The sequence below is a fragment of the Steroidobacter sp. genome (assembly GCF_036402275.1).
Taxonomy (GTDB): Bacteria; Pseudomonadota; Gammaproteobacteria; order Steroidobacterales; family Steroidobacteraceae; genus Steroidobacter.
The window spans coordinates 377,611-403,932 of sequence record NZ_DASWTF010000033.1; the positions used below are offsets into that span (position 1 = coordinate 377,611).

24 protein-coding genes and 1 pseudogene are annotated in these 26,322 nt (G+C 62.4%); 14 read left to right on the plus strand and 11 right to left on the minus strand.

The window, feature by feature from the left end; all coding sequences use genetic code 11:
• Position 1: 1 nt before the first annotated feature.
• From VGD45_RS17125 to VGD45_RS17150, 6 genes are all read right to left on the minus strand, one after another.
• A complete protein-coding gene (locus VGD45_RS17125; protein ID WP_331156547.1) occupies positions 2-1,366 on the minus strand; it encodes a heavy metal sensor histidine kinase in 1,365 nt (454 codons plus the stop codon).
• A complete protein-coding gene (locus VGD45_RS17130; RefSeq protein WP_331156548.1) occupies positions 1,363-2,049 on the minus strand; it encodes a heavy metal response regulator transcription factor in 687 nt (228 codons plus the stop codon). Before VGD45_RS17130 ends, VGD45_RS17125 begins: the two co-directional genes overlap by 4 nt.
• A complete protein-coding gene (locus tag VGD45_RS17135) occupies positions 2,046-3,455 on the minus strand; it encodes an efflux transporter outer membrane subunit (RefSeq protein ID WP_331156549.1) in 1,410 nt (469 codons plus the stop codon). The genes VGD45_RS17130 and VGD45_RS17135 overlap by 4 nt, the downstream gene beginning before the upstream one ends.
• Positions 3,452-6,619 carry a multidrug efflux RND transporter permease subunit gene (locus VGD45_RS17140; RefSeq protein WP_331156550.1) on the minus strand — a complete coding sequence of 1,056 codons (3,168 nt, stop codon included), beginning with the start codon at positions 6,617-6,619 and terminating at the stop codon, positions 3,452-3,454. Before VGD45_RS17140 ends, VGD45_RS17135 begins: the two co-directional genes overlap by 4 nt.
• Entirely contained in the window at positions 6,616-7,809 is a 1,194-nt protein-coding gene (locus VGD45_RS17145; protein ID WP_414717586.1) for an efflux RND transporter periplasmic adaptor subunit, read from the minus strand. Before VGD45_RS17145 ends, VGD45_RS17140 begins: the two co-directional genes overlap by 4 nt.
• Positions 7,810-7,963: 154 nt before the next feature.
• Positions 7,964-9,217: a serine hydrolase domain-containing protein gene (locus tag VGD45_RS17150; protein WP_331156552.1), complete on the minus strand. Its 1,254-nt coding sequence runs from the start codon at positions 9,215-9,217 to the stop codon at positions 7,964-7,966.
• Between the two features lie 177 nt (positions 9,218-9,394).
• Between VGD45_RS17150 and hrpB the strand changes: the two genes are divergently transcribed.
• From hrpB to acs, 6 genes and pseudogenes are all read left to right on the plus strand, one after another.
• Positions 9,395-11,941, plus strand: coding sequence for an ATP-dependent helicase HrpB (hrpB, locus tag VGD45_RS17155; RefSeq protein WP_331156553.1), 2,547 nt, complete (start codon positions 9,395-9,397; stop codon positions 11,939-11,941).
• A 135-nt stretch (positions 11,942-12,076) separates the two neighbouring features.
• Positions 12,077-12,442, plus strand: a complete 366-nt coding sequence (locus tag VGD45_RS17160; RefSeq protein WP_331156554.1) for a hypothetical protein — start codon at positions 12,077-12,079, stop codon at positions 12,440-12,442.
• Between the two features lie 336 nt (positions 12,443-12,778).
• Positions 12,779-13,570 carry a DUF4412 domain-containing protein gene (locus tag VGD45_RS17165; RefSeq protein WP_331156555.1) on the plus strand — a complete coding sequence of 264 codons (792 nt, stop codon included), beginning with the start codon at positions 12,779-12,781 and terminating at the stop codon, positions 13,568-13,570.
• Between the two features lie 33 nt (positions 13,571-13,603).
• On the plus strand, positions 13,604-13,873 hold the full coding sequence (locus VGD45_RS17170; RefSeq protein WP_331156556.1) for a DUF4404 family protein: 270 nt from the start codon (positions 13,604-13,606) through the stop codon (positions 13,871-13,873).
• 8 nt (positions 13,874-13,881) lie between these two features.
• The gene (locus VGD45_RS17175; RefSeq protein ID WP_331156557.1) at positions 13,882-14,316 is read left to right on the plus strand and encodes an HIT family protein; all 435 of its coding nucleotides are present in this window, start codon (positions 13,882-13,884) and stop codon (positions 14,314-14,316) included.
• A gap of 16 nt (positions 14,317-14,332) precedes the next feature.
• Positions 14,333-16,273 (plus strand): annotated as a pseudogene (acs, locus tag VGD45_RS17180) (acetate--CoA ligase); the annotation flags it as partial.
• Positions 16,274-16,375: 102 nt separating this feature from the next.
• Here acs and VGD45_RS17185 read toward each other — a convergent pair.
• A complete protein-coding gene (locus tag VGD45_RS17185; RefSeq protein ID WP_331156559.1) occupies positions 16,376-16,879 on the minus strand; it encodes a C40 family peptidase in 504 nt (167 codons plus the stop codon).
• Positions 16,880-17,046: 167 nt separating this feature from the next.
• Here VGD45_RS17185 and VGD45_RS17190 point away from each other — a divergent pair, with 167 nt between their 5' ends.
• The 3 genes from VGD45_RS17190 to VGD45_RS17200 all read left to right on the plus strand — a co-directional run bounded on the left by VGD45_RS17190 (position 17,047) and on the right by VGD45_RS17200 (position 19,447).
• A complete protein-coding gene (locus VGD45_RS17190) occupies positions 17,047-18,648 on the plus strand; it encodes a M28 family metallopeptidase (protein ID WP_331156560.1) in 1,602 nt (533 codons plus the stop codon).
• 85 nt (positions 18,649-18,733) lie between these two features.
• The gene (locus VGD45_RS17195) at positions 18,734-18,982 is read left to right on the plus strand and encodes an EF-hand domain-containing protein (protein WP_331156561.1); all 249 of its coding nucleotides are present in this window, start codon (positions 18,734-18,736) and stop codon (positions 18,980-18,982) included.
• A 222-nt stretch (positions 18,983-19,204) separates the two neighbouring features.
• A complete protein-coding gene (locus tag VGD45_RS17200) occupies positions 19,205-19,447 on the plus strand; it encodes a hypothetical protein (RefSeq protein WP_331156562.1) in 243 nt (80 codons plus the stop codon).
• Between the two features lie 417 nt (positions 19,448-19,864).
• Here VGD45_RS17200 and VGD45_RS17205 read toward each other — a convergent pair whose 3' ends face one another.
• From VGD45_RS17205 to VGD45_RS17220, 4 genes are all read right to left on the minus strand, one after another.
• Positions 19,865-20,245 (minus strand): LytR/AlgR family response regulator transcription factor, encoded by a 381-nt coding sequence (locus tag VGD45_RS17205; RefSeq protein ID WP_331156563.1) that lies wholly within the window; start codon positions 20,243-20,245, stop codon positions 19,865-19,867.
• Between the two features lie 72 nt (positions 20,246-20,317).
• On the minus strand, positions 20,318-21,022 hold the full coding sequence (locus VGD45_RS17210; protein WP_331156564.1) for a response regulator transcription factor: 705 nt from the start codon (positions 21,020-21,022) through the stop codon (positions 20,318-20,320).
• Positions 21,016-21,432 carry a helix-turn-helix domain-containing protein gene (locus tag VGD45_RS34380; RefSeq protein ID WP_331156565.1) on the minus strand — a complete coding sequence of 139 codons (417 nt, stop codon included), beginning with the start codon at positions 21,430-21,432 and terminating at the stop codon, positions 21,016-21,018. The genes VGD45_RS17210 and VGD45_RS34380 overlap by 7 nt, the downstream gene beginning before the upstream one ends.
• 191 nt (positions 21,433-21,623) lie before the next feature.
• The gene (locus VGD45_RS17220) at positions 21,624-23,105 is read right to left on the minus strand and encodes a CHASE3 domain-containing protein (protein WP_331156566.1); all 1,482 of its coding nucleotides are present in this window, start codon (positions 23,103-23,105) and stop codon (positions 21,624-21,626) included.
• A gap of 276 nt (positions 23,106-23,381) precedes the next feature.
• Between VGD45_RS17220 and VGD45_RS17225 the strand changes: the two genes are divergently transcribed.
• From VGD45_RS17225 to VGD45_RS17245, 5 genes are all read left to right on the plus strand, one after another.
• Positions 23,382-23,810, plus strand: a complete 429-nt coding sequence (locus VGD45_RS17225) for a hypothetical protein (RefSeq protein ID WP_331156567.1) — start codon at positions 23,382-23,384, stop codon at positions 23,808-23,810.
• Positions 23,811-23,858: 48 nt separating this feature from the next.
• The gene (locus VGD45_RS17230) at positions 23,859-24,179 is read left to right on the plus strand and encodes a BON domain-containing protein (RefSeq protein ID WP_331156568.1); all 321 of its coding nucleotides are present in this window, start codon (positions 23,859-23,861) and stop codon (positions 24,177-24,179) included.
• Positions 24,180-24,329: 150 nt separating this feature from the next.
• On the plus strand, positions 24,330-24,587 hold the full coding sequence (locus VGD45_RS17235) for a hypothetical protein (protein ID WP_331156569.1): 258 nt from the start codon (positions 24,330-24,332) through the stop codon (positions 24,585-24,587).
• Between the two features lie 90 nt (positions 24,588-24,677).
• The gene (locus tag VGD45_RS17240; protein WP_331156570.1) at positions 24,678-25,529 is read left to right on the plus strand and encodes a DUF692 domain-containing protein; all 852 of its coding nucleotides are present in this window, start codon (positions 24,678-24,680) and stop codon (positions 25,527-25,529) included.
• On the plus strand, positions 25,526-26,311 hold the full coding sequence (locus VGD45_RS17245) for a DNA-binding domain-containing protein (protein ID WP_331156571.1): 786 nt from the start codon (positions 25,526-25,528) through the stop codon (positions 26,309-26,311). Before VGD45_RS17240 ends, VGD45_RS17245 begins: the two co-directional genes overlap by 4 nt.
• Positions 26,312-26,322 lie beyond the last annotated feature (11 nt).

The following is a 26,322-nucleotide window of genomic DNA, read 5'->3' on the forward strand; positions in this document are numbered from 1 at the left end:
GCTAAGCGCGGGCCACCGTGAACCCGATCGTCGTAGCGCCGTTTTCGCTCTCCGCGAAGACGGTGCCGCCGTGCATGGTGGCGACGGCGCGGACGATGGCGAGGCCGAGGCCGTGGTTCTCTCGGCTGCCGCTGCGTGAGCTGTCGACGCGATAGAAGCGGTCGAACAGGCGGGAAAGGTGCTCCCGCGCGATACCGGAGCCGTTGTTCCGCACCGAGACGCGAATCGCGCCCGGCTGCTGCAAAACGAACACGACGATCTCGGCACCGCGCGGGGCGTGCTGGACGGCGTTCTGTAACAGATTGGTTACAGCGCGCCGAAACAGAGATGTCTCGATACTGGCCTGCGCATCGCCTTCGATGCGCACACGCACGCCAGCTTCTTCGAAGATGAACTCCAGATACTCGACGGCGTGGGCCACTTCCTGCGCGATCGACACTTCGATCCGGTTCGGAGCGCGTTCACCGCGATCCGCACGAGCCAAGAAGAGCATGTCGTTGACAATGGCGCGCAGCCGTTCGAGATCCTCAAGGTTAGAGTGCAATGCTTCTTTTAGTTCCGTGACACTGCGCTCGCGCGACAATGTGACTTGAGTTTGACCGATGAGATTTCCCAGCGGCGTGCGCAACTCGTGCGCCACATCGGCGTTGAACGCTTCGAGTTGCTGATACGCCGTCTCGAGCCGCGCCAGCGCGCCGTTGAAAGAGTCCGCGAGCTTGGAAAGTTCCGGCGCGAGCGTGTCGGTCTGCAATCGTCGCGATAGATGCCCAGGCGACAACGCCTGCGCTTCGCCCGACAAACGCTCCACCGGCCGCAAACCCACGCCGGCGATGTAATAGCCGAGCGCCGCCGCGCCGAGCGCGCCGACGAACGTCAACGCGATCAGCCCCACCGTGAACGACTGCAAAGTTTCCACGAACGGCGTCGAATCGATGCCCACCATCAATCGCACCGTCGGGCGCTCGCCGCGGCCTTCGACCGGCCCCGAGAATGTTTTCAGCGGCGCTTCTTGATCGGGCACCGAGATTTGCCCGAAGCCTTGCATGCCAGCCGTGCGCAGCTGCGCCTCGTTCAGCGACGATCCGTAGCGAAAGCGGGCATCCTCACCCAGCACCCAGACTTTGACGCCGCTGTTCTCCGACAGCGAATTGTCGAACTTGGCGCAAGTGATGCGCCAATGCGAAGCCTCGTCGTTGCGCATGACAAAGGGCTTGTACATCTGCCAGCGAGCCTGCAGCTCATTATCCTGATGACGCCCCAACTCGCGCTTCAACAAGCCGTGCATGGCCACGCTCAGCACCGCCAGCATGACGAAACTGGCGACGGCGAACATCGCGGCGAGGCGCTGACTGATCGAGAGCTTCATGCGTCCTCGCTCTGATCGCGGACTTCGAGCACGTAGCCCATGCCGCGCACGGTATGGAGCAACGTCGGCTTGAAGGGATCATCGAGCTTGCTGCGCAATCTTTTCACCGCCACTTCGACGACGTTGGTGTCGCTGTCGAAGTTCACGTCCCAGACCAGCTCGGCGATGGTGGTCTTGGACAGGATTTCACCCTTACGACGCGCCAGCGCCGCGAGCAACGCAAATTCCTTGGCCGTGAGATCCAGTCGCTGACCGTTGCGCCACGCCTTGCGCGCCAGCAGATCGATCTGCAGATCGGCGATGCGCAGCTGCATCGCTTCCTGGCCGCGGCTGCGACGAGTCAGCGCCTGGAGCCGAGCGACCAGCTCAAGAAACGAAAACGGTTTGACCAGGTAATCATCCGCGCCTTCGCGCAGGCCGCGCACGCGATCGTCGACGCGATCCCGCGCCGTCAGCATGATCACCGGCGTCTGCTTCTGCTCACGCAAAGCGTGCAGCACGGAGAATCCGTCGGTCCCGGGCAGCATGACATCGAGCACGATGACGTCGTACTCATATTCGAGCGCCATGTGCTTGCCGTCGAGCCCATCGCGAGCCACGTCCACGACGTAGCCCTGCTCGCGCAGTCCACGTTCGAGGTAATCGGCTGTCTTGGTCTCGTCTTCTACGATCAGAACTTTCATTGCGTCGCGGGCACCAGGCCCATGGACTGATAAACATTCACCAGGCGGATGGAGACATCCGCCGTGGCTTGCGCGGCATTCAACTCCACCGCATAAACGCTGCGCTCCGCATCCAGCACTTCCAGCAGCGACAACGCGCCGGCCGTGTACTGCCGCCGAGCCAATTGCGCCGCGCGCCGTGCGGATTCGGCCGCCTGCGCCAGCTCCTGTTGTCGAAGCTTACCCTGCGTGTACAGCACCAGTGCAGTCTGGGTTTCTTGGAGCGCGGTGCGCGCCGTTTGTTCGTACGTCAAATACGCCTGCTCTTGAACGGCGTCCGCGGCGTCGATGGCCGCACGGATGCGGCCAAAATCGATCAACGGCGCCAGCAACCCGCCACTGACCGACCAGGTGCGGGTGCCTGTATCCAACAAATCGCTGACCCGGGCGTCTTCTACACCAAGCAGACCGGCGAGCGTGATGCGTGGGTAACGCAATGCCGCCGCGACATTGCGCTGTTCGGCCGCCGCGATCAAGCGGCGTTCCGCCGCCTGCACATCCGGCCGCCGCGCGATGACATCGGCGGGCGTGAGCAACACTCGTTCCGCATCGCTGTCCGGCAAGGCGCCCGGATCGCTGGTTGAGGCCGGCAACAGACGATTCAAGGTGTCCGGCGTCGACGCCGTCAGCAGAATCAATCGGTGACGCGCCGCTTCGGCTAACTCACGAGACTGCGGGATCTGCGCCCGCGTGGTCCGAAGGGACGAAATCGTGCGTTCCAGATCGAGCCGGCTGGCGAAGCCTTCGTTGAATCGGGCCTGCGTGATGCGGACCGTCTCCTCCTGCGCCTGCGCGTTCCGCAGCGACAGCTCGGTCTGCACTTGATACAGCCGGAACTCCAGATAATTTCGAATCACCTCGGCGATCAGCGCCAGGCGAACGCCATCGCGGTCCGCCTGCACGGCGCTCAGCTCCGCATTGGCGGCGCGAGCTTCGGCTCGCAGTCGGCCGAACAAATCGATTTCCCAACTCGCGTTCGCCGCGGCGGTCGCGCTTTCGTCGATCTCGCTGGTGTCAGACCCCGCGCGGCGACCTCGCGAACGCTGTGCATCGACCGAGCCATCGATCTGCGGCGCGAGGTTCGCCAGTGTCGCACGACGTTGAGCACGCACTTCTCGCACACGCGCCTCGGCCACACGCAGATCGAGATTGCGTTGCTGAGCCAGATCGACGAGCTGATCGATAGTCGAATCGTCGAATGCTTTCCACCAGGTCAACGCCGTGGCGTCAGCGGGAGTGATTGCTCGCTGCTCGTCCACCCACGACGCCTGCATGTCATCGGGCAATTGCTTGACCGGCTGACTGCAAGCGGCCAGCGCAGCCAACCCAAGAACCGGCAGCACGCGGAGTGAGATTGGGCAGCTCATCGCGCGGGCTCCGGGATCACGGGCACTTCGGGCTCCGCCGAGTGCGAATGTTTATGAAACACGCGGTCGAGTGTCAGATAAATCACCGGCGTCGAAATCAACGTTAGAATCTGACTGATGACCAGGCCACCGAAGATCGCGAAGCCAAGCGGCTGACGCAGTTCGGAGCCGGTGCCGAAGCCGAGCATCAAAGGAATGGAACCGAGCATCGCAGCGATCGTGGTCATGATGATGGGACGGAAGCGGACCAGGCAGGCTTCGTGAATGGCCTCCAGCGGCGACATGCCGTTGTTACGTTGCCGCTCCAGCGCGAAGTCCACCATCAGGATGCCGTTCTTCTTCACGATGCCGATCAGCAGCACCACGCCGATGAGCGCCATGATGGAGAAGTCCTGCCCCGCCAGCCACAACGCCAGCACTGCGCCGATGCCGGCGGACGGCAGCGTCGACAGAATCGTCAGCGGGTGCACGAAGCTCTCGTACAGCACGCCAAGAATGATGTACACCGCGACCAGCGCGCCAAGGATGAGCAGCGGCTGTGTTTCCAGCGATTTCTGGAATTCTTGAGCGGTGCCGCGGAAGTTGCCGCTGACCGTGCTGGGCATGCCGATCTCGGCCTGCGCCTGTTCAATCAACGTCACCGCGTCGCCGAGCGCCACGCCCGGCGCTAGATTGAATGAGATGGTGACCGACGGAAACATTCCGTCATGCGTGATCGACAGCGGCCCGGTGCCCGGCGGCTCCATGCGCGCCACGGCGGACAGCGGCACCATCTGGCCGCTCAGCGGCGAGCGCAGATAAAAATTCTGCAGGCTCTCGGCGCGCCCACGCTGCGACTCGTCGATTTCCAGAATGATCTTGTATTGATTGGTCTCGGTTTGATACTCGCTGATCTGGCGCTGACCGAAGGCGTCATACAGCACCTGGTCGATGTCGACGGTTCGCAGACCAAAACGAGCGGCCGCAGCCCGATCTATATTCAGGCGTGTAACAGCCGCACCGAGCTGCAGATCATCGGAGACATCGCGCAATTCATCGTAGCCTTGCAGCTTCTGAGCAAGCTGGCGCGCCCATTCGGCCAACTCGCCGCTCTCGGGTCCGCGGAGCACATATACATATTGTGCCCGACCGCCGCCCGCCCCGAGGTTGATGTCCTGCGCGGTACGCATGAACAGCTGCAAGCCCGGGATGCCCGAGACCTTCGGCCGCACGCGATCGATGAACTCTTCCGCGGATACGTCGCGATCGCCGCGATCCTTCAGCACGATGAAGATGCGACCGCTGGCCATGCTCGTGCTGCCCAAGCCACCGCCGACCACGTGCGCGATCGCCTGCACGGCGTCGTCCTGCGCGATGATACCGGCAGCAACCTGCTGCTTGGCCTTCATGTCTTCATAGGAAACGTCGTCCGCGCCTTTGGTGGTTACGAAGATAAAAGCCGTGTCCTGCAATGGAAAGAATCCTTTCGGGATGAACACGTAACCGAGCACCGCCACAGCCACCGTGGCGCCAAAGCTCACTAGCACGGCGCGCTGATGCGACAGCGCCCACTGTAGGACGCGGTCGTACCGAGCAATCAATCGCTGCGCGAACCCCGGCTCCGCATTCTCGTTGTGCTTCATCGGCTTCATGAAGCGGGACGCGAGCATTGGCGCGAGCGTCAGCGACGCCGCCACCGATATCAGGATCGCAATCGTCATTGTCACTGCGAATTCACGGAACAAACGTCCGACCACACCGCCCATGAACAGCAGTGGCACGAACGCGGCGATGAGCGAGAAGCTGATGGAAACGACGGTGAAGCCGATCTCCGCCGCACCCTGCCTGGCCGCATCGAGCATGGATTCGCCAGCTTCCAGATGACGGTGGATGTTCTCGACCACCACGATGGCGTCGTCGACCACGAAGCCCACCGCCACCACCAGCGCCACCAAAGTGAGATTGTTGAGACTGAAACCCAGCAGATACATCGCGCCGACCGTGGTTATCAGCGCCACGGCGAGCACGGCCGCGACGATGGCGGTCGCCGACAGCTGCCGGAGGAACACGCCCATCACCACGACCACCAGCAGCACGGTCACCACCAGCGTAACTTCGACCTCATGCAACGACGCACGAATGGTGCGAGTACGATCGTTGATGACTTCCAGCTCCACGCTCGCGGGCAGCAGTTCCTGCAGTTGAGGCAACGCTTCGCGAATCCGATCGGCGGTCGCGACGATGTTGGCGCCGGGCTGGCGGCGGATCACGAAATGAATGCCCGGCTTGCCGTTCTGCCACGCCTGTACATATTCGTTCTCCGCGCCAAATGTCACATTGGCGACGTCGCGCAGAAATACGGGAGCATTGTCGCGATAGGCGACGATCAGGCCGTCGTAGTCCTGCGTGGTGAAGATCTGGTCGTTGGTCTGCAAGGTCGAGACCCGGTCCGCGCCGAACAGCGCGCCCTTGGCTTGATTGACGCTGGCTGCTTGTATCGCCTGGCGCAGATCCGCGAGCGTCAAGCCCAACGCTGCGAGCTTCTCCGGAGCAGCTTGAATACGCATGGCAGGCTTACGCTGACCGTTGATCGGCGTCTCCGCCACGCCCTCGATCTGACTCAACTGACGCCCGACCACGGTCTCCGCGATATCGCTGAGCTCGGTGAGGGGCATGAGATCCGACTGCATTCGAACGACGAGAATGGGACCGTCGTTGGGATTCACCTTGCGCCACGTCGGCAAGTTCGGCAGATCCGCAGGCAATCGCCCGGCGGCCGCGTTGATCGCCGCCTGCACTTCCTGCGCGGCCACGTCGATGTCTTTAGTGAGTACAAACTGCAGTGTGATGGTGGTGCTGCCGAGCGAGCTGCTCGAAGTCATTTCGGTGATGCCGGGCACCGAGCTCAGCTGCACTTCCAACGGTGTAGCCACCGCCGACGCCATGGTCTCCGGGCTCGCGCCCGGCAGATTGGCGCTGATCTGCATGGTCGGCAGCTCGGCCTCGGGCATGGGCGCGACCGGCAACAAGGGAAACGCAACGATGCCCAACAGCACGATGCCAAACGTCAGCAGCGTGGTGCCGATGGGATGGCGAATGAACCAATCGGACAAGCCGGGCCGCGTGAGACTCGCCTGGGCCCGGCTTGCCGGGTCCCCGTTATTATCCGCGCGACTAGCGCTCATCGTCCCGCGCTCCCGTTCGGGCGCTTCGGCTGCACTTCCGCGGAGAACAGCGTTGCAGGGACTTCCACCAATTTCACTTTCGCATCCGGCGTGAGACGCGAGTGGCCGTCGGTCACGATGCTGTCGCCCTTGGCCAAGCCGCCTTCGATGACCGCGATCTCATCGTTGCTGTAGCCGACCTGTACCTGCACCACTTCGGCTTTCTGCTCGCGCACTCGGAAAACAAAGGGACCTTGCAAGCCCTGCCGCACGGTGCGCGCCGGCACCACCAGCGCGTTGCCGCTGACTCCGGTTTGCAAACGAACGGTCACGAACTGGCCGGGCCACAACTTGCCTTCGTGATTCGCGAACTCGGCGCGCAGACGAATGGTGCCGGTGCTCGCATCGACTTGATTGTCGATGGTCGTGAGCTTGCCTTCGGCCAACAACACACCGCCGTCTCGATCGTAAGCACCGACGTGCGCCTCTGACTCGCCGTTCGTGAGCCCCTGCACTCGGGTCAACAACTCTTGCGGCAACGTGAAGATCACGGAAATGGGATCGACCTGTGTGACAGTCACCAAGCCTTCGGCATCGCCGACTTGCACCAGGTTGCCCGGATCCACGCGCCGCAGGCCGACGCGACCGTTCACTGGCGAGGTGATTTTGGTAAATGTGAGCTGCACCTGTTGAGCGGCTATGGTCGCTTCATTGGCGCGAATGGCGGCTTCGAGCTGCTCGACCAGCGCCACCTGCTGCTCGACGGTCTGACGCGAGATGGCCTCTTCGGCGAGCAGATTGTCGTAACGTGACTTATCGAGCTGCGCGGCCTTGAGCTGCGCCTGATTGCGCGCCTTTTCCGCTTCCGCCTGGTTCAGATTGGCGAGGATGGTGCGATCGTCGATGCGCGCCAGTAGTTGACCGCGCTTCACCTGCTGACCTTCCACGAACAGCACTTCGGTGACGATGCCGCTGACCTGCGGGCGCAGGACGACGTTGTGTAGCGACTGTACCGTGCCGATGCCCGCCGCGAGTTGCGGCACGTCCCGTTGCTCCACCGTCGTGACCGACACCGGCACGGGCGGCGGTCCCCTCGGCGGATCCGCGGCCAGCGAGCTGGACAACAGCCGCCACGCAATCAGCACTACGACGACGAAGGTCAAAGCTGCGCCGATCAGAGCGCCGCGGGATTGGGGAAGTCGGATGGACATGGCGATGGACACGAAAGCCTCTAAACGAGGCTGGGAGCAAAATAGCCCAACGCCGGGTGCCAGAACATGACTCGCAGCTGACGCTGCTGTCAGGAAACGATCCCCGGCGTTGGTTGTAAAACAACGCTGCAGTTAGAAACTGACGCGGAGTGCGCTATTCCTCGACGATGGCCTGATACGTCAGCGAGCGCGACAGTGCCCGCAAGTCGGGCATGTCATCGCCGCGCTGCTGAATCATCCCGATGACGATCAGCTCGTACACCGGATCGATCCAGAACCAGGTGCCGGCGTAGCCGCCCCAGAAATAAGTACCTTCGCCCCCGTAACCGCCCGCCGCGGCCGGATCTTCAACCACCGCGAAATCCAGGCCGAAGCCCGTGCCCGGCCCCATGGTGGGCGCGGACGCGGGCAGCATATTGGTGCGCATCAGCTTCACGCTGAGCGGCGAGAGAATGCGTCGACCGTCGAGCTCTCCGCCGTTCAGTAACATCTGACAAAAACGCATGTAATCGCTGGCTGTCGACACTAAACCGCCGCCGCCCGACGGAAACACCGGCGGCTTGGAGTAATCGGCAATGCCGGGATGCTTGACGGTCTTGCCGTCCTTGCCCCGGAAATAGAACTCGACGAAACGATTCATCTTTGCCGGCGGCACGTGGAAGGCCGTGTCCACCATCTGCAACGGACCGAACAAATGTTCCTGCAGGAATTCGGGGAACGGCTGGCCGGAGAGCTTCTCCACCAGATAACCCTGCACGTCGACCGAGAGGCTGTAATGCCAGCGCTCGCCGGGCTGAAACAGCAGCGGCACCTTGGCCATGCGCTCGATCATGGTCTGCATGGGCTGGGTCTGATCGAATACTTTCTGCTCGCCGTACATCTTGTCGACGGCCGTGCCGCCGAAGAAGCCATAGGTGAGCCCGCCGGAATGCGACATCAGCTCGCGCATGGTCATCGGATGATCGGGCTCGACGTTTTTGACGCTGCCGTTGGCGGGATCGACCTTCGCCACCTTCAGGTCGGCGAACTCGGGAATGTGCTTGGACACCGGGTCGTTCAGCTGCCACTTGCCCTGCTCGAACAGCAGCATCATGGCGACGCCGGTGATGGGCTTGGTCATGGAATAGATACGGAAGATCGAGTCCTTCTGCATCGGCGTGCCCGCTTCGAGCTCGCGCTTGCCCGCTGCCTCGAAGTGCACGACTTTGCCTTTCCTCGCCACCATGGTCACCACGCCGGGCAGCTCGCCCCGTTCGGTGAGTGCTTTCATTTCCGTGGTGAGCCGGCCGAGCCGTTGCGCCGACATGCCGACGCTTTCCGGCCGGGCGCTGCCTAGATCGGCGGCAGCCACGCTGCCGACGACGCACGCGAGCAGCAACGAACAAAACAAGCGACGCGCTAGCTTCATGAAATTCCCCTGTGTTGGGCGTGGTGTCCTGTCGCGCCGAGTGTAGTCATACGCCGATGTCGAAAGGAACCGCGCTCCGGTCTCTCGCGGGATTCCCGCGGCCGCGCTCCTTTCGTCGCACAGCCTTCCGGTCAGTTTCGCAGTACGAACCTGACGGTCGTGCTTCATAATGACGGCGTGAACCGTTCAGTAACCACGCTCCCCATCGAACAAGCGCTGCCCGAGTTGCGGCAGACCCTGGCCAGGCACCGTAACGTCGTTCTGCAAGCCCCGCCCGGCGCCGGCAAGTCTACTGGCGTACCGCTCGCGCTTTTGCCGGAAGCCTGGCGTGGCGATAGTCGAATCGTGATGCTCGAACCGCGGCGACTCGCAGCTCGTGCTGTCGCCACTCGCATGGCGCAGACATTAGGCGAGGCCGTGGGTCGCACCGTTGGCTATCGCACGCGACTGGAAACCAAGGTCAGTAAGGACACACGCATCGAGGTCGTCACCGAAGGCATCCTCACTCGCTGGCTGCAACGCGACCCGACTCTGGAAGGCGTGGCGCTGGTGATATTCGACGAGTTCCACGAACGCAGCTTGAATGCCGATCTGGGCCTGGCGCTGTGTCTGGATGCTCAAGAAACCGTGCGCGAGGATCTGCGCTTGTTGGTGATGTCTGCAACGCTCGATGGCGCGGCCGTCGCGAAGTTGCTGGGCGATGCCCCAATCGTTACAGCCGAAGGCCGCGCCTTTCCCGTTACCACGCACTACCGCGAGCGGCTGGATCAGCGCAGCGCGCGGCCTCACTACGAGGACATGGCACAAATCCTGGCTCGAACCATCATCCGAGCCATCGAGGATGAAGACGGTGACGTGCTCGCGTTCCTTCCCGGCCAGGGCGAGATCCGTCGGGCGCAACGTTTTCTCGAAGAAGCTTCGCTACCCAGTGGCGTAAGAGTGCTGCCGTTGTTCGGCGAGTTGTCCGTACAGGAGCAGGATGCAGCAATCCAACCCAGCCGCGGCGGCGAACGCAAGATCGTGCTCGCCACCAACATCGCCGAGACCAGCTTGACCATCGAAGGCGTCCGCATCGTGGTCGACAGCGGCCAGGAGCGGCGCTCGCGTTTCGATCCGTCGACCGGCATGAGCCGGCTCGAGCTCGGCGGCATCTCGCGCGCCTCGGCGGATCAACGTCGTGGGCGCGCCGGAAGAATCCAGACCGGTGTGTGTTATCGGCTCTGGAGTGAAGTCGAACATGGCGCGTTACCGGCGCAGACAGCACCCGAGATCGTCGGCGCGGATCTCGCGCCGCTGGCGTTGGAGCTGGCGAATTGGGGTATCTCCGATCCATCCGCGCTACGTTGGTTGGATCCGCCACCGTCCGCGACGTTTGCTCAGGCTCGCGATCTGCTGCGTTCTCTCGACGCCATCGCAGCCGACGGTCGCGTGACCGAACATGGTCGCGCGCTGGCCCGAATGGCGACGCATCCACGGTTGGCTCACATGATCGTGCGAGGCCCGGAGCTCGGTTTACGAACGACTGCGCTCCAGATCGCGGCCGTCCTCGGGGAACGCGATCTGCTTCGAACCCAAGGCCAGGATCGAAATGTCGATCTGCGCTTTCGTGTGGAGGCGTTGCGCGGTGAGCGCAGTCTTCCCGCCGGCGTGTCGCTCGATTCGGGCGCGAAGCAGCGCGCGCTCCGGAGCATCGAGTTGCTGGGTCGGCAATTGGAACATTCAGCTACCGCCGACACGAAGCTTGGTGACTTCGATGTAGGTCGCTTGTTGGCGCTGGCCTATCCCGACCGCATCGCGCAGTCGCGTGGCAGCGGCGGCCGATATTTGCTGTCGAGCGGTCGTGGCGCGCAGCTGCCGCCGGCGCAGAGCCTGGCGCAAGCGGAGTTTCTGGTGGTCGCCGATCTCGACGCTGGCGATCGCGAGGCGCTGATTCGACTCGCCGCGCCGCTGACTCGCGAGCTGCTCGAAGCCGACTTCGCGGCTCATATCGAGCATCGCGAACGTTTCGAATGGGATTCGCGCGAGCAAAGCGTCATCGCTCAGGATGAGCGCTGGCTCGGCGCGTTGAAACTCTACGAACGTCGGATCGACAAACCCGATCCAGCGCGCATGCTGGAAGGCATGCTCACGGGCGTGCGCGAGCTTGGCCTGTCCGCGCTGCCGTGGACTAAACCTGCTCGCGCGCTGCAGACCCGAATGATTTTCGCCAAACGTTTCGACGAACGCGCGCCCACACCCTGGCCGGATGTGAGCGATGCGGCGCTGATGGAGCATCTCGACGATTGGCTGGCGCCATGGCTGACCGACATGAGTCGCCGCGATCACCTCGCACGCCTCGATCTGCACGCCATTCTCATGTCGTTGCTGGACTGGAATGCCCAACAGCGTCTGGAAACGATCGCGCCCACTCACCTCGCCGTTCCCAGCGGCTCGCGCATTCCCATCGACTACACCGAAGATGCACCGACTGTATCCGTTCGGCTGCAGGAGGTCTTCGGCATGCACGAGACGCCGACAGTCGCCGAGGGGCGTGTCCCACTGACCCTGCAATTGCTCTCACCGGCCCATCGTCCGGTTCAGGTCACCCGCGATCTGGTGAGCTTCTGGGCACGCGGCTACCTGGATGTAAAAAAGGAACTGAAAGGCCGCTATCCCAAACACTACTGGCCCGACGATCCCCTCACCGCCCAGGCCACCGCCCGCGCCAAACCCCGGCCGCGCTGAGTCGCGAGCGCCACGCTCGCTCGACCGTTGCACTCGCAAAGCCATTCACGATCGCGCTAGTATCGGCGCGGCTTTGCCGCCTTGCTGCGGGCTACACAGTGCTCAAGGACTTGAAACAGCAACGGAGTTGTTTAGATGCGCAAATTGAATTGCCTGATGACGGTCGCCGGCGCGATGTTGATTTCGTTCGGCGCGCACGCCGGAGAGATCTACGAGTTCGCCAGCATCAACTCGATCGAGCAAGAGAACTATGAGAATCTGGTGACGTGGAACACCACGATCACCGGCGTGCAGGTTGGCCAGACGCAGATCACCTGGTTGTGGGTGCCCGGTTGGAATTCGTCGGTACCTGGCGTGTCGTCTAATTGCACGGCGCAGCTTTTCAAGATGCTCGAGAACCCCGGCGTGTTCACGCTGAGGTTGGACATCGAGTGGGCCTACAATTCGAGTGGAGCGCCGTATACCCAGTATATGAGGAGCTGCAAGCTGCAATGGAATTAGCGATCTTCGCTGAGTAACCGCGCATCGCGCGAGCACGGCACGGTGCTCGTGCGGTGCGCGCGACGATCTGCCGTGATCGGAGAACGGCATGAACGGCTCAGGTCGGTTGCCGGCCAGGACAATTCCTCGCTGGCTCGGCGCGTTGAACCTATACGAAAGTCGAATCGACAAGAACGGCGAGACAAACCTAGAAAGGCGCAAAGCCATGTCCGCGGGCCCTCGCCGGCCAGCGCTGACGGCCAAGAGGGAAAAGAGAGGACGCACCCACGCTCCGACGGCGACATAAAAGCCGCGGTGTCCGGTAGAATCCCAGCACCGCTTCGGAGGGGGAACTCCATGCTAGTCCGCACGCTGCCGCTGTCTCTGTTGCTCGTGACCCTGACCGCCGCGCACGCTGGCACCAAGCTGGAAACGGTCAACCGCGAGCTGTCGGGGAACCGCACCACCACCATCAACACCTGGGCCCAGGGCGGCATGATGCGGGTCGAGACTCAGCCCAACGAGTCGACCATGATTTTCAAGGACGACACCATCTACGCCATCAGCCACAAGGACAAGAGCTACATCGCCATGGATCGCGCTTCCATGCAACGCATGGCCGAGCAGCTGAACCCAGCCTTGCAAATGCTCCAGGAGCGCATGAAGGACATGACGCCCGAGCAGCGCGCGCAGATGGAGAAGATGCTCGGCGGCCGCATTCCCGGCGCTGCCGGCGAGCCCGAGAAAAAACAGGAAATCAAGCGCACCTCACGCAATGACAAGATCAACGGCTACAGCTGTACCTTTGTCGAAGTGCGCGAAGACGGCGTGCTCACCGACGAGCTGTGCGTCGTGCCAGGCAACGCGCTCAAGGGCTCAGCCGAGCTGATGGTGTCCGCCCGCAAAATGGCGGCCGTGCTCGAGGACATGTTGGCCAACGTCGACATGCCGTGGCTCAAGCAAATGTCACAGAAACAAATGCAGAACTTCGAGGCGCTGGGCGGCATTCCGGTGCTGAGCCGGCACTTTTACGAAGGTAAGCCGCAGAGCGAGACCACGCTCAGCAATATCACCAGCGAAACGCTGGCCGCGACGCTGTTCGAGGTGCCGGCGGGATATACCAAAAAAGACATGATGGCGCCGCGCTAAGATTTAGCGAGGCCGACGACGGAGACCCATCCAGTGACACCAGACATTCAGCAGCACATCCTCGCCCTGCACGACAAGCTCGAGCGCCTCGATCGGGATTCGATCGACTCGCGCACGCGCGACTCGCTCATGTTGTTGCTCAACGACTTGACGCGTCTGCTGGGCGCGGCGTCTCTCGACAACGAAGATCACCCGCTCACCGAGCGCCTCGAGCAACTCGCGGTGAGCTTCGAGGCCGAGCATCCTGCGGTCGGCACCGCCGTGCGTCAGCTGATCGACGCGCTGGCCAAGGCCGGCATTTAGGAGGCGCGATGTACGACCAGAGCAATGTGTTCGCCAAAATCCTGCGCGGCGAAATTCCAGCATTCAAGGTTTACGAAGACGCGCAGGCCCTGTCCTTCATGGACGCCATGCCGCAGTCCGACGGCCACACGCTGGTGATTCCCAAGGTAGAAGCGCGCAACTTCTTCGACATCGCTCCGGCGGCGCTCGCCGATCTCATCAAGGCGACGCAGCACGTCGCCCGCGGCGTGCAGCAGGCTTTCAAGCCCGACGGCATGCGCATCATCCAGTTCAACGAGCCCGCCGCCGGCCAGACCGTATTTCATATTCATTTCCACATCGTGCCCTGTTACGAAGGCAAATCGATTCGTGGACACAGCCGCGATTGGGCCGACAAAGCCGTGCTCGCCGAGCACGCCGAAAGGGTTCGCGCCGCGCTGGCCACCTTGCCACCCCGACAATAATCGCTTCGACACGCACATGAGTCAGAAGATCTATAAAGTTCCCGAAGATTTCGCCGCGCTGGCGCATCTGCGCCTGGCGGACTATCAGCGGTTGTATCAGGAATCGGTGCGCGACCCGAACAGCTTCTGGGCGCGCATCGGGCGCCGGCTCGATTGGATCCAGCCGTTCGCGAAGGTCAAAGACACCAGCTTCGACGAGCACGACTTTCGCATCCGCTGGTATTACGACGGCAAGCTGAACGTGGCGGCCAACTGTCTCGACCGCCACCTGACCAAGCGGGGCGACAAGACCGCCATCATCTGGGAAGGCGACGATCCGAAGCTGTCGGAGCGCATCACGTATCGGCAGTTGTATGAGCGCGTGTGTCAGTGCGCCAACGCGCTGAAGTCGCTCGGCGTAAAGAAGGGCGATCGCGTCACCATCTATATGCCGATGATTCCCGAAGCGGCCGTCGCCATGCTCGCATGCGCGCGCATCGGCGCGGTTCATTCGGTGGTCTTCGGCGGCTTCTCTGCCGACTCGCTCGCCGGACGCATCGCGGACTGCGGTTCTTCCGTCGTGATCACTGCTGACGAAGGCATTCGCGGCGGCAAGCGCGTGCCGCTGAAGACGAATGTCGATCTCGCACTGACCATGCCAAAGACGGACTGCGTCAAGCACGTGCTGGTGGTGAGACGCACCGGCATTCGCGTGCCCATGTACTCCCATCGTGACCGCTGGTTCGACGACGTCGTGAATTCGCAGCCGAAGGAATGCGCGCCGGAAGTCATGGATGCGGAAGATCCGCTTTTCATTCTTTATACGTCCGGCTCGACCGGCAAACCCAAAGGCGTCTTGCACACCAGCGGCGGCTATCTCGTGTATGCGTCGATGACTCACGAGCTGGTGTTCGATCTGCGCGAAGACGACATCTTCTGGTGTACCGCCGACGTGGGCTGGGTCACCGGTCACAGCTATGTCGTGTACGGGCCGCTCGCGAACGGCGCGACCACGGTGATGTTCGAAGGCGTGCCGAATTATCCAGACAGCGGACGCTTCTGGCAGGCCGTCGACAAGCACAAAGTCACATTGTTCTACACCGCACCGACTGCCATCCGCGCGCTGATGCGCGAAGGCGAGGAGCCGGTGAAGGAATGGTCGCGCAGCTCGTTGCGCTTGCTCGGCACCGTCGGCGAGCCGATCAATCCCGAAGCGTGGGAGTGGTATCACCGCGTGGTCGGCGACAGCCGCTGCCCGGTCGTCGATACCTGGTGGCAGACGGAAACGGGCGGCATCTTGATTTCACCGCTGCCGGGCGCGATCGATCAGAAGCCCGGCTCGGCCACGCTACCGTTCTTCGGCGTGAAGCCAGCCATCGTCGATAACGAGGGCAACACGCTCGAGGGCGCGTGCGAAGGCAACCTGATCCTGAGCGACAGCTGGCCGGGGCAGATGCGCACGGTGTTCGGCGATCATCAGCGCTTCATCGATACTTACTTCAAGACCTTCCCCGGTCGTTACTTCACCGGTGACGGCGCGCGACGCGACGAGGATGGTTATTACTGGATCACGGGTCGCGTCGACGACGTGTTGAACGTCGCCGGCCATCGCCTGGGCACCGCTGAAATCGAAAGCGCGCTGGTGGCGCATCCGAGCGTCGCCGAAGCGGCCGCCGTCGGCTATCCGCACGACATCAAGGGCCAGGGCATCTACGTCTATGTGACTTTGATTGCCGACGCGCAGCCGACCGAGGCGCTTCGCACCGAGCTGCGCGATTGGGTGCGCAAGGAAATCAGCCCGATTGCTTCGCCCGACCTGATCCAATGGGCGCCGGGCCTGCCGAAAACCCGCTCCGGCAAAATCATGCGGCGGATCCTGCGCAAGATCGCGGCCAACGAGCACGATCAATTAGGCGATATTTCCACGCTCGCCGATCCGGCGGTGGTGGAGAACCTGGTGCGCGAACGCATGAACCGCCCGGCCGCGGAGCTTGCCGCCGCCAAACAGGCCGCTGCGCCGGCAGAGCCGGCGAAACCGGCCGCCAAGAAGAAGAAAAAGAAGGCCGTCGAGGGCTGACGTCTAGAACAACCGCCCTGCGCCCGCCAGGCGCGGGCGGTAGAAGTCATCGTCGAGCATGCGCAGCTCGACGGGGCGACCGGTTTGCGGGGCGTGCACGAAACGCCCTTCGCCGGTGTAGATCGCGACGTGAGAAATGCGCCCCTTGATCTTGAAGAACAGCAGATCCCCCGGCTCCAGGTCGCTCACCTCCACCGGGGTCGCGGCCGAGTACTGCTCGGCGGCGGTGCGCGGCACGAATATTCCGAGTTGATCGTGAATGAATCGCACCAGGCCGCTGCAGTCGAACGAGGTGGGCCCATTGCCGCCCCACTCATACGGCGCGCCCAGTAGCGAGATGGCGCGAATCGCGACTTCGTTGCCCACCGACGTGGGCGGCGCGACCGGCGGCCGGATCTGCGTCGACGTGGGAGTCGGCGGCACATAAGGCTGCGGCACGGCGCATCCCTGGAGCGCCAAGCTTGCAGCTGCAAGCGCGAAACAGAGCGTGATTGCTGGACGGTTCATATCGACACCGTGAGAAGCATGCCCGAGGTCCAGGCTATGAGCCAAGCACTGAACATGGGATGAACTCGGGTCGCCAGCGGAATCGCCGCGTCAATGATACTGTTGCGGCCCGTCGCCCCTGTAACCCTTACGCCATGGTCCGATTGCCTGTCTCACTAGTGCTGTTGATGTCCGCCGCCAGCTTGCCGGCCGCGGAGCGCGGGGCTTGGAGCGAAGTGCAGCCCGAGACCATCCGCAGTCACGTTGAATTTCTTGCAGCCGATTTGTTGGAAGGTCGCGCCACCGCGTCCCGAGGCTACGACATCGCGGCCGCGTATGTAGCGTCACAGTTCCGGCAGGCCGGGCTGCAACCGGCCGGCGACGATGACAAAAGCTATTTGCAGAAAGTGCCGCTGCTCGAAGCAACACCCGTGCTGCCGGGTTCGTCGGCGGAGCTGGTTCGCGAAGACGACACGTACACCTTCGAATACGGCACTCACTATCTGCCGAGCGCCGACTTCACCTCCGCCAGCTCCACGCTCAGCGCGCCGCTGGTGTTCGCCGGTTTCGGCATCGACGCACCCGAGCTCGATTACAACGACTTCGAGAACATCGATGTGAAAGGCCGCATCGCCGTGATCTTCAGCGGCGCGCCGGCCAGGTTTTCGAACGAGAAACGCGCGTACTACTCGTGGGAAGACCGCAAGCTGACCACGCTGGTGGACAAAGGCGCGGTCGGCGTCATCACCGTCGATTCATCCGCGGACATCAAACGCACGCCATGGGAACGTCGCGTCTCCATGAGCTGGATCCCGCAGATGCGCTGGCTCGACGAAGCCGGCACGCCGCAGAATGCTTTCCCGGCGTTGAAGCTGCGGTTTCGTTTCAATCACGACGCGGCCACGCAGCTGTTCCAAACGGCACAAAGCAGTTTCGCGATGGTCTTGGCCGCCTCCGACGAAGGCACGCCTCAAGGCTTCGCGCTGCCGGGCATGCTGACCTTGTCGGCGACCACGGGGCTGCGCAAAACCGAGAGCGCCAACGTCGTCGGCATGCTGCCCGGCTCGGATCCGCAGCTGAAGAACGAATACGTCGTGGTCACCGCGCACCTGGATCATCTCGGTCGCGGCACGGCGGTCAACGGCGACTCCGTATATAACGGCGCTCACGATAATGCAGTCGGCATGGGCATCATGCTGGAGCTGGCGCGAGCGCTGCACGCCTCGAATGTGAAGCCACGCCGCTCCGTGCTGTTCGTGGCAGTGACCGCCGAAGAAAAAGGTTTGCTGGGCTCGGACTTCTTCGCGCACCAGGCGTTGGCGCAGGAACAGAAGCTGGTCGCCAACATCAACATGGACATGCCGCTGACATTCGAGCCGGTGCAGGACTTCGTGGCGCTGGGCGTCCAACACTCATCGCTGGGCTCGCTCGCGCGACAAGCAGTCGCCGCGCAGGGTTACCGGCTCAGCGCCGACGCCGCGCCCGAGCAGGTGAGATTCATCCGCAGCGATCAGTTCTCGTTCATCCGTCGCGGCATTCCGGCGCTGGTGCTCGGCGCCGGCTACCAACCGCGCAATCCCAGCGTGGATCTGGACGAATTGCGCCGGCAGTTTCTATCGACTCACTATCATCAGCCGAGCGACGATTTAACGTTGCCGATCGATTATCGGACCGCGGCCGACCTGGTCCGCATCAACTTGCGCATCGTGCTCGGGGCGGCGAACGCGGCGTCGGCGCCACGTTGGGCAAACGGCGATTTCTTTGCGGAGAAATTTTCCGCGGACAGGTAAGATTTACTCGCCTGGCCTGCGACTCCGAACGTGGAGTCGTAACACTTCAGTAATAAAGAGATCGCGGTAACAAAGGATGAGCGCAATGACGGACCTGGATGCAGTCAAGGACATCGACGTGGACGCCGACGACCTGAAGGAGCTGAAACAAAGCTTCGACGCCTGCGACAGCAACGGCGACGGTTGGATCGTGGTGCAGGAGTTCAGCGCGCTGTTGCGCTCGCTGGATCAGGACATGTCCGAAGATGAATGCCTGCTGGCGTTCGAGCTCACCGATGCCGACGGCGACGGCTCGATCAGCTTCGAAGAGTTCATCGGCTGGTGGACCGAGTAGCGCCCGCGCGCATCTTTGACATTGCGCAATCTGGCATTTAGTTAAAAACAAACACGCGACAATTTGTGATCCGGCTCACACGCACTGCGCGTACAGCGCGTGACGTAATGCTCATTCCCGGCACGAATCGGGGGCTTAATGCTTTCCCCTAGTCGAACATCAACAACGTAGCCCCTAACCTAAGACGCTGCTCGTGCCGATAGTGCTGAGTAAGGAGACATCATGAGCAGCGAAATGAGCGAACAGGTGCGCGCCCGGTTGCGCATCGGCGACCCGGTCCGCCTCAAAGACAGCGACGTGGATTTACGTGGCGACGTCTGGCAGCTGCGCACCGGCCGCTACGTCGTGGTGCGTTGGCAGGACGAATGTCGCAGCACTCATTCCGAAACCGCCGTCGAATACGACTCCTCGCGCAGCCGCGCCGAGTGGAGTCGCAATATCAGTCACGAAGACAGAGAGCGCTAAGTGCGCCGATTGAACAACCCGGGTACATGGATGTACCCCGCCACCGCAGGTGGCGGCGGAGGGAAAAAACCACGCTTTTTTCCCGGAGCGCGACCGTCGTGACAGGATGTCCGATCGGTCGTTTTAAAAAATACATAAAAATAGGCCGCGCTCCATTAGAAGCGCGGCCTTTGAAGTGCGCAGCCGTCAGCATGGTGTCCGATGGGTTCTCAGCGGGTGCCCCCATCGTCCTGGGGAGGTCCATGTAACGAGTTGCGCAGGGTTCTGGGCTAATCCATTTCGAATTCCGTTCGTCTCACTTTCAAATTCGGCAGAAAGGGTCCGAGTCGACCCACAACGCACGACCAGACGCGCAGGATCCTGAGTATGTTCCGTGATTCGGCTGCGGTTTTGTTTCGGCAGTTACGGAGAGACAAATCAGGCAGCGTCGATCTGCAACAACACCTCGCGTACTTTGTGAAACTCCGAAGCCTTGTCGAAGAAATGATCGGCTCCGCACTCCCGGCTCGCAATCCGGTAATCATCGGATGGATGATTCGTAACCACGATCACGGCTTCGGGCCTGCTAAGGCTTGTCCGCAGTTGCTTGAGCACCTGGAAGCCGCTGCCGCCGCGTAGCTGGATATCGAGGATGAGCACTCGCGGCTGCGACTTGCGCATTCCTTCGAGCGCAGCAGCCACCGCATCGGCGCTACCCACCACCTTGGCGTTGGGAATATCGCCAACCGCTTCCACCAGACGCTCCATGACCGCGGGCGAATCCTCAACGATGTAGATCGTCAGCTCGGATCCAGCCATGATGCGCGCCTGGGCAGGAGGGGAGCATTCCGTCCGCTCATCCCCACTCTCCAGCTCTAGTGCAACTGTGCCTCACTCCACCAACTGGTTGCGAACCGCGTAGGCGGCGATCTCGGCGTTACTGCGCATTCCCATCTTCTCGAGAATGCGAGCCCGATACGTGCTCACGGTCTTGACGCTGAGGCCCAGCTCGTTGGCCATCACGGCCGGCGAGACGCCACGCGCAATTCGTGTGAACACTTGCAGCTCGCGCTCCGACAACCGGTTGTGCATCGGACCTTCTTCGTCCGCGGCACACTCCGATGCGAGCAGCTCGGCCACCAGCGGCGTGATGTAACGACGCCCTGTGCCGACGGCGCGCACCGCTTTCACCAGCTCTTCTGGCACGATCATCTTCGGCACGTAGCCGTTCGCGCCGGCGCGCATCAGGCGCACTGCGAAGCTGCGCTCCGGATGCATGCTCAGCACCAGAATCGCCAGCTCCGGCTGATCGCGCTTGAGCTGCTTCAGCAGATCGATGCCGCTCTGGCCAGGCAGGGTGATGTCGAGCACCACCACGTCGACCTGCAAGCCGTTGCGCAACTGCTGAAGCGCATCTTCGGCGGAGCCCGCTTCGGCGACCACTTGGAGATCCTGCTCCTCCGCCAGCATCTCGCGCACTCCGGCGCGGAGGATGGCGTGGTCGTCGACAATCAACACGCGAATCGGCGTGTGCAATGCCTGAAACGCGTCCCTGGCCTCATTTTCACGAGTGCCTAGTTCGTTGGGATTCAACATCGCTGCGGTACCTCGGTCATGGCTTCACGGAGGTCGCCCCCCTGCAAGGTGGTAATGGCCACGTCCTGACCGTCATTCAAGCCGTAATCCATGGCCAGACCCTGCGCGCGGTATGCATTGAGGCGGTTGTATAGAGTCTTGAGACTCACCCCCAGCAACGCCGCCGCGCGGGTCTTGTTTCCCCCGCACTTCTGAAGCGTTGCAAAGATCATCCAGCGTTCCACGTCGGCGAGGTTGGTGCCGACGGGGATGCGCAATGCAATCGGCGCCTGCGCATGACTGCGCTCGCCGCTCACAGTGCCCTCGCCCGACAATTCCTCGTTCGACAATTCGTCGCCCGAATGGGCCTCATCGCCCGCGTAGTTGGCGCGATGATCATTGTGGGTTGCCCTCTCGACATGATTCTCCATGCGAACGCTCCTGACGGTCAGCTTTACACTTCGTGGCCCGATGGATCACAACGGCGTCAGGGCGAGGAAAAGTTCCCCACAAAGTGAAGTTCGTACCGTCAGACGTTTCCTACGTATTGACCGCGGGGTCGCATTGCACTGGGTTGAGGCGCTTGCCACCCAGAAGACCCACCCTGCCTTTCGGGAATGGCTCAGGCAGAGATGGCAGTCGCATTGGTGGCGGGAATGAAGGCTTCGACGATGGTGCCGGTGCCTTCTTCCGGGCGGCGGATCTGGAATTTGCCGCCCATCTGTCGCATTCGCTCACGCATGCCGACGATGCCGTGGGATTTGGGTTTGCTCAGCGACTCTTCGGCCACGCCGACGCCGTCGTCGATGATCCGCAAGCGGATCCCGCCATCTTCGCGCGCAAGTGCGACATGAACGCGGCTGGCTTGCGCGTGCTTCGCGATGTTGGTCAGCGACTCCTGGGCAATCCGATAAAAGGCGATGGATCGGGCCGGGTCGAGATCGTCGAAGTCCTCCTGCACATCCAGGTCGCAAGGCAGGCCGGTGCGGCGCGTGAACTCGCGACAGTGCGAGCGCATGGCGAACGCCAGGCCCAGGTTGTCCAGATGACTGGGACGTAAGCCTTCGATGACCTCGTGCTTGAGCTCCACCGTCTCGGTCAACATCTGCAGGACCCGTTGCAGCCGCTCCTTGATCTCGCGCGTGCCTTCCGGCAGGCGGCGTTGAATCCAGTTCAAGTCCATGTTGATGGCGGTGAGATTGCTGCCCAGGGTGTCATGCAGCTCGCGCGCGAGCTTGGCCTTCTCCTCCTCCGAGACACGGATCAGGTGTTGCGAAAGCTCGGTGAGCTCGGCGGTACGCTGCTCGACCTGCTCGTTTAAGGCTTGGTTGGCCCGCAGGATGGCGTTCTCGGCCGTCTCCCGATCGCGCACGTACTTGCGCAGCAGTTTATTGAGACCGATCAGCACAGCAACGGTCACAACCGTGGTCAGCAGAGCCAGGCCGCCAGCCACGAGCAGATCGCGTAACACTTCGCGACGCAGAGCCTCGATGCGCGCGTCTTCCTCGGCCACCATGCGATCTACGATTCCGCGTACGCGATCCATCGTCGTCGTGGCCCGCTCGGTGCCCGCGACGTCGGCTGTGCCATTCGGGCCCGGTTGCGGGCTGCGGCTGATCGTCGCCTTCAAGCGGCTGATGGCCGCTGCGGTGAGCTGTTCCAGCGTGGCAATGTCTTTCTGGCGGGCTGCGTTTTCCGAAGTCAGGCTGCGCAGCTTGTCGATCTCCGTGCGCCAGCTACGCATCGCCACGTAATACGGCTCGAGATATCCCGTCTGCCCGGTGAGCAGATAGCCGCGCTGCCCGGACTCGGCCGCGGTGATCACCGATTGAAACGTGCTGAGCGAGCGTTTGATTTCATACGAACGCGCGTATTGCGCGTGCGAGTCCATGGTGGCCGCGGTGTTGATGATCAGCAGCGTGGCGTTGACCATCAGCAGCGCGATCGAAATCACGATCACGATGCGCACGTGCAAGGGCACACCTCCGGTCGCCGCCGGCGGCGTGTTCAACGTTGCATTCGACGAATGCCCGCTGTGAGTTGCTTCGACCATGGCCTCCTGCAGGCAATCAGAGCAGTCGTGACCTGCAACGGCTGTGTACATTTTTTGGTTCCTTCGTCAGCCGTTGCCGACGGACAACGCCCATGTCGCCGATTGCGCGCGGAGCGTTCATACAAACTCATGTAGAAATGCCGTGCGTACCTGTCGCAGCGCGACCGCGCGCCACGGTTGTGCGCGGAACCTTGCATTCCATCGGCACGTTATCGACGCGAATTCCACGCGCTGCCAAGCAGTTGCATGAATCTTGGGGGAACTGGCTGTTTCGCAGGAGGATTTAGTCAGTAAGCGCGCGGTTATCACTCAACTGAGGGTATGCACATGAAGAGCAATGTTTGTTATTTGATTCTCGCCGCGGCCGGCCTGGCGCTGGCGGGCTGCAACAAAGCCGAGTCGCCTGCCGACGTCCAGCAGGACGTGACGAACGCACAGGCTGAAGCCCAACGCGATGTGACAGACGCGCAGGCCGATGCTCAGGAATCGATGGCGGATGCACAGAAGGATGTGGCGGATGCGCAGGCTGACAATGACGCCGACGACGTGGCCGATCAGGCTCGCGACGCCAGCGAGACCGCCGCGCAAGGCGACTTCAAAGTCGCGGTAGCCCGCGCCGAGGCCACGCATAAGATTGCGGTCGAGAAGTGCGAGGCGCTGCAAGGCACGGCTCAGGAGGATTGCAAGGAGCGTGCGGACGCCGATCTGGAGAACGCCAAGCGAGCGGCTGAAGCGCGTCGCGACGGCGCGGGTTGATGAGACACTCACTTAGTCAGGAACTTGAATAGTTCAGGAGCGATGGATATGGCACGGCAAAACACGGCGGCATTGTTGTTGGCCGCGATCATGGCCTCGACCGTCGTCGCCTGCTCGTCGACCCCGACGCAGCAATCGACCGGCCAGGCTATCGACGACGGCGTCGTCACGGCCAAGGTCAAGGCCAAGCTCATCGAGGATCCGGTGACCAAGGCGCATCAGATCAACGTTGAGACCTTCAAGGGCACGGTGCAGTTGAGCGGCTTCGTCGAGAACGACCAGGCTCGCACTCGCGCGCTGCAACTGGCTCGCGACGTTGACGGCGTGAAAAGCGTCAAGGACGCGCTGGAGGTCCGCAAAGGCGGCTGATCCCACGTCTTGCGTAGTGGGACAAAGGGGGCGGGTGAGCGATCACCCGCCCCTTCCTTATGTCGCCCCGTCCTGAATCCGATTCCCGGCCGACTGCGTATACTCCTGCGCTTCGCCTTCGAAGCGGACTTTCCACGAGGAATGGCATCGATGACCCACGGCAAGAAACTTTCTACTCTGGCACTGGCGACCGCGGCTGCGGTGATGTTCAGCAGCGCGCCGCTGACGGCCGCCAATGCGGCGGACGAAGCCAAGGTGAAGTGCGAAGGCGTGAACGCGTGCAAGGGCACCAGCGCCTGTGGCACGGCCGCCAACGCCTGCGCCGGCAAGAACGCCTGCAAAGGCACGGGCTTCCTGATGTTGAGCAAGGCTGAATGCGACGCCGCCAAGGCCAAGCTGAAGAAATAACTTCGGCTCCGGCCCGGTCTCTATGAACGGGGCGGCGCGACCATTATGGCAACGTCGCGCCGCTTTCCGTTCTCGTAATACGAGCATTACGTGTCTAAACCGTCTTCCCTCCCATCGCTGGGCTTCGGGCTCGGTGTCCGCCCGGTGCACTACGAAGCGCTGCTGGGCGAGCGCAAGGGCAGTGTCAGCTGGCTCGAAGCGCTGACCGAGAACTATCTGCTACCCGGCGGCAAGCCGTTGCACTACCTCGAACGGCTGCGCGCTGAATATCCGGTCGTGCTGCATGGGGTGTCGCTTTCCATCGGCGGCACCGATGCGCTGAACGAGACTTATCTTCGCGAAGTCAAAGCACTGGCCGACCGTGTCGAACCGGCGTGGGTGTCCGATCACCTGTGCTGGACCGGCGTGGACGGCGTTAACCTGCACGACTTGATGCCCATGCCATTCACCGAGGTGGCGTTACGGCATGTCGTCTCGCGAATCGCCGCCGTCCAGGAGCGGCTCGGACGACGCCTCGTCCTGGAAAACGTGTCCAGCTACGTGAGCTTCACCAGCTCGGACATGACCGAATGGGAATTCCTGCGTGAAGTCGCCGAGCGGGCCGACTGTCAGCTGCTGCTGGACGTGAACAATGTGTACGTCAGCAGCGTGAATCACGATTTCGATCCCATGGCTTATCTGCGCGGCATTCCGGTGGAGCGTGTCCAGCAGTTCCACCTCGCCGGACATCGCAACATGGGCGACTATCTGATCGATACGCACGACGCGCCGGTGTGCGACGAGGTTTGGGAATTGTTTCATGCGGCGGTGGAGCGCTTCGGGCCGGTGTCGACCATGATCGAGCGCGACGACAACATTCCCGATCTGGATGTGTTGCTGGCCGAACTGGATCGTGCTCGCGACATCACGACGACCGCGCAGACGTCGAAGTCCGCCGCATGAGCGCTCAAGACACACGCGCATTGGCCGACTTGCAGCGTGATTTTCAGCGCCATGTCATGCATGGCCACGAGCGCATCGTCGATGCCGTCGGCGGCACACCGCGCGTCCCGGCGATCCTGCGCCTCGCCATTTATTCCGAAGCGTATCGCCTCCGGCTGACCGATGCGCTCGCGAGCACCCTGCCCCGCCTGCAACAGTTCATGGGCAGGGACCAGTTCGCGGCGCTGGCGCTCGAATATATCGACCTGAGCCCGTCGACCTATCCCTCGATCCGCTGGTTCGGCGATCAGATGCCGCGCTTACTGCAGCGCTCGTTCCCCGAGCAGCCTTGGCTCGCCGAACTCGCTGCCTGGGAATGGACCATCGCCGCGGCCTTCGACGGTCCGGATGCGGGACCGGTGGGTGTCGACATCTTGGCAGCAGTCGCCCCGGAGCAATGGCCGGCCTTACAGTTTCGGTTTCATCCGACGGTGCATTGCCTGCAGCTGCGGACCAACGCGGCGCAGCTGTTCAAGGCGCTGACAGAAGAAAACCTGCCGCCTCCGGCGGTGGCGCTCGACGAGCCGCAGCCCTGGCTGATCTGGCGTGAAGGATTGAAGACGCAATATCGCTCGCTCGATGCCGACGAACATGCCGCCTTGGAGTGCATGCGCGCGGGCGGGACGTTCGAAGCGCTCTGCGACACCCTGTGCGCATGGCACGAAGCGGAGGCCGTCCCCATGCAGGCGGCAGGCATGCTCAAGCGCTGGGTGGTCGAGCAAATGATCGTCGGAGTATCCTAGCGGCCCGAAAC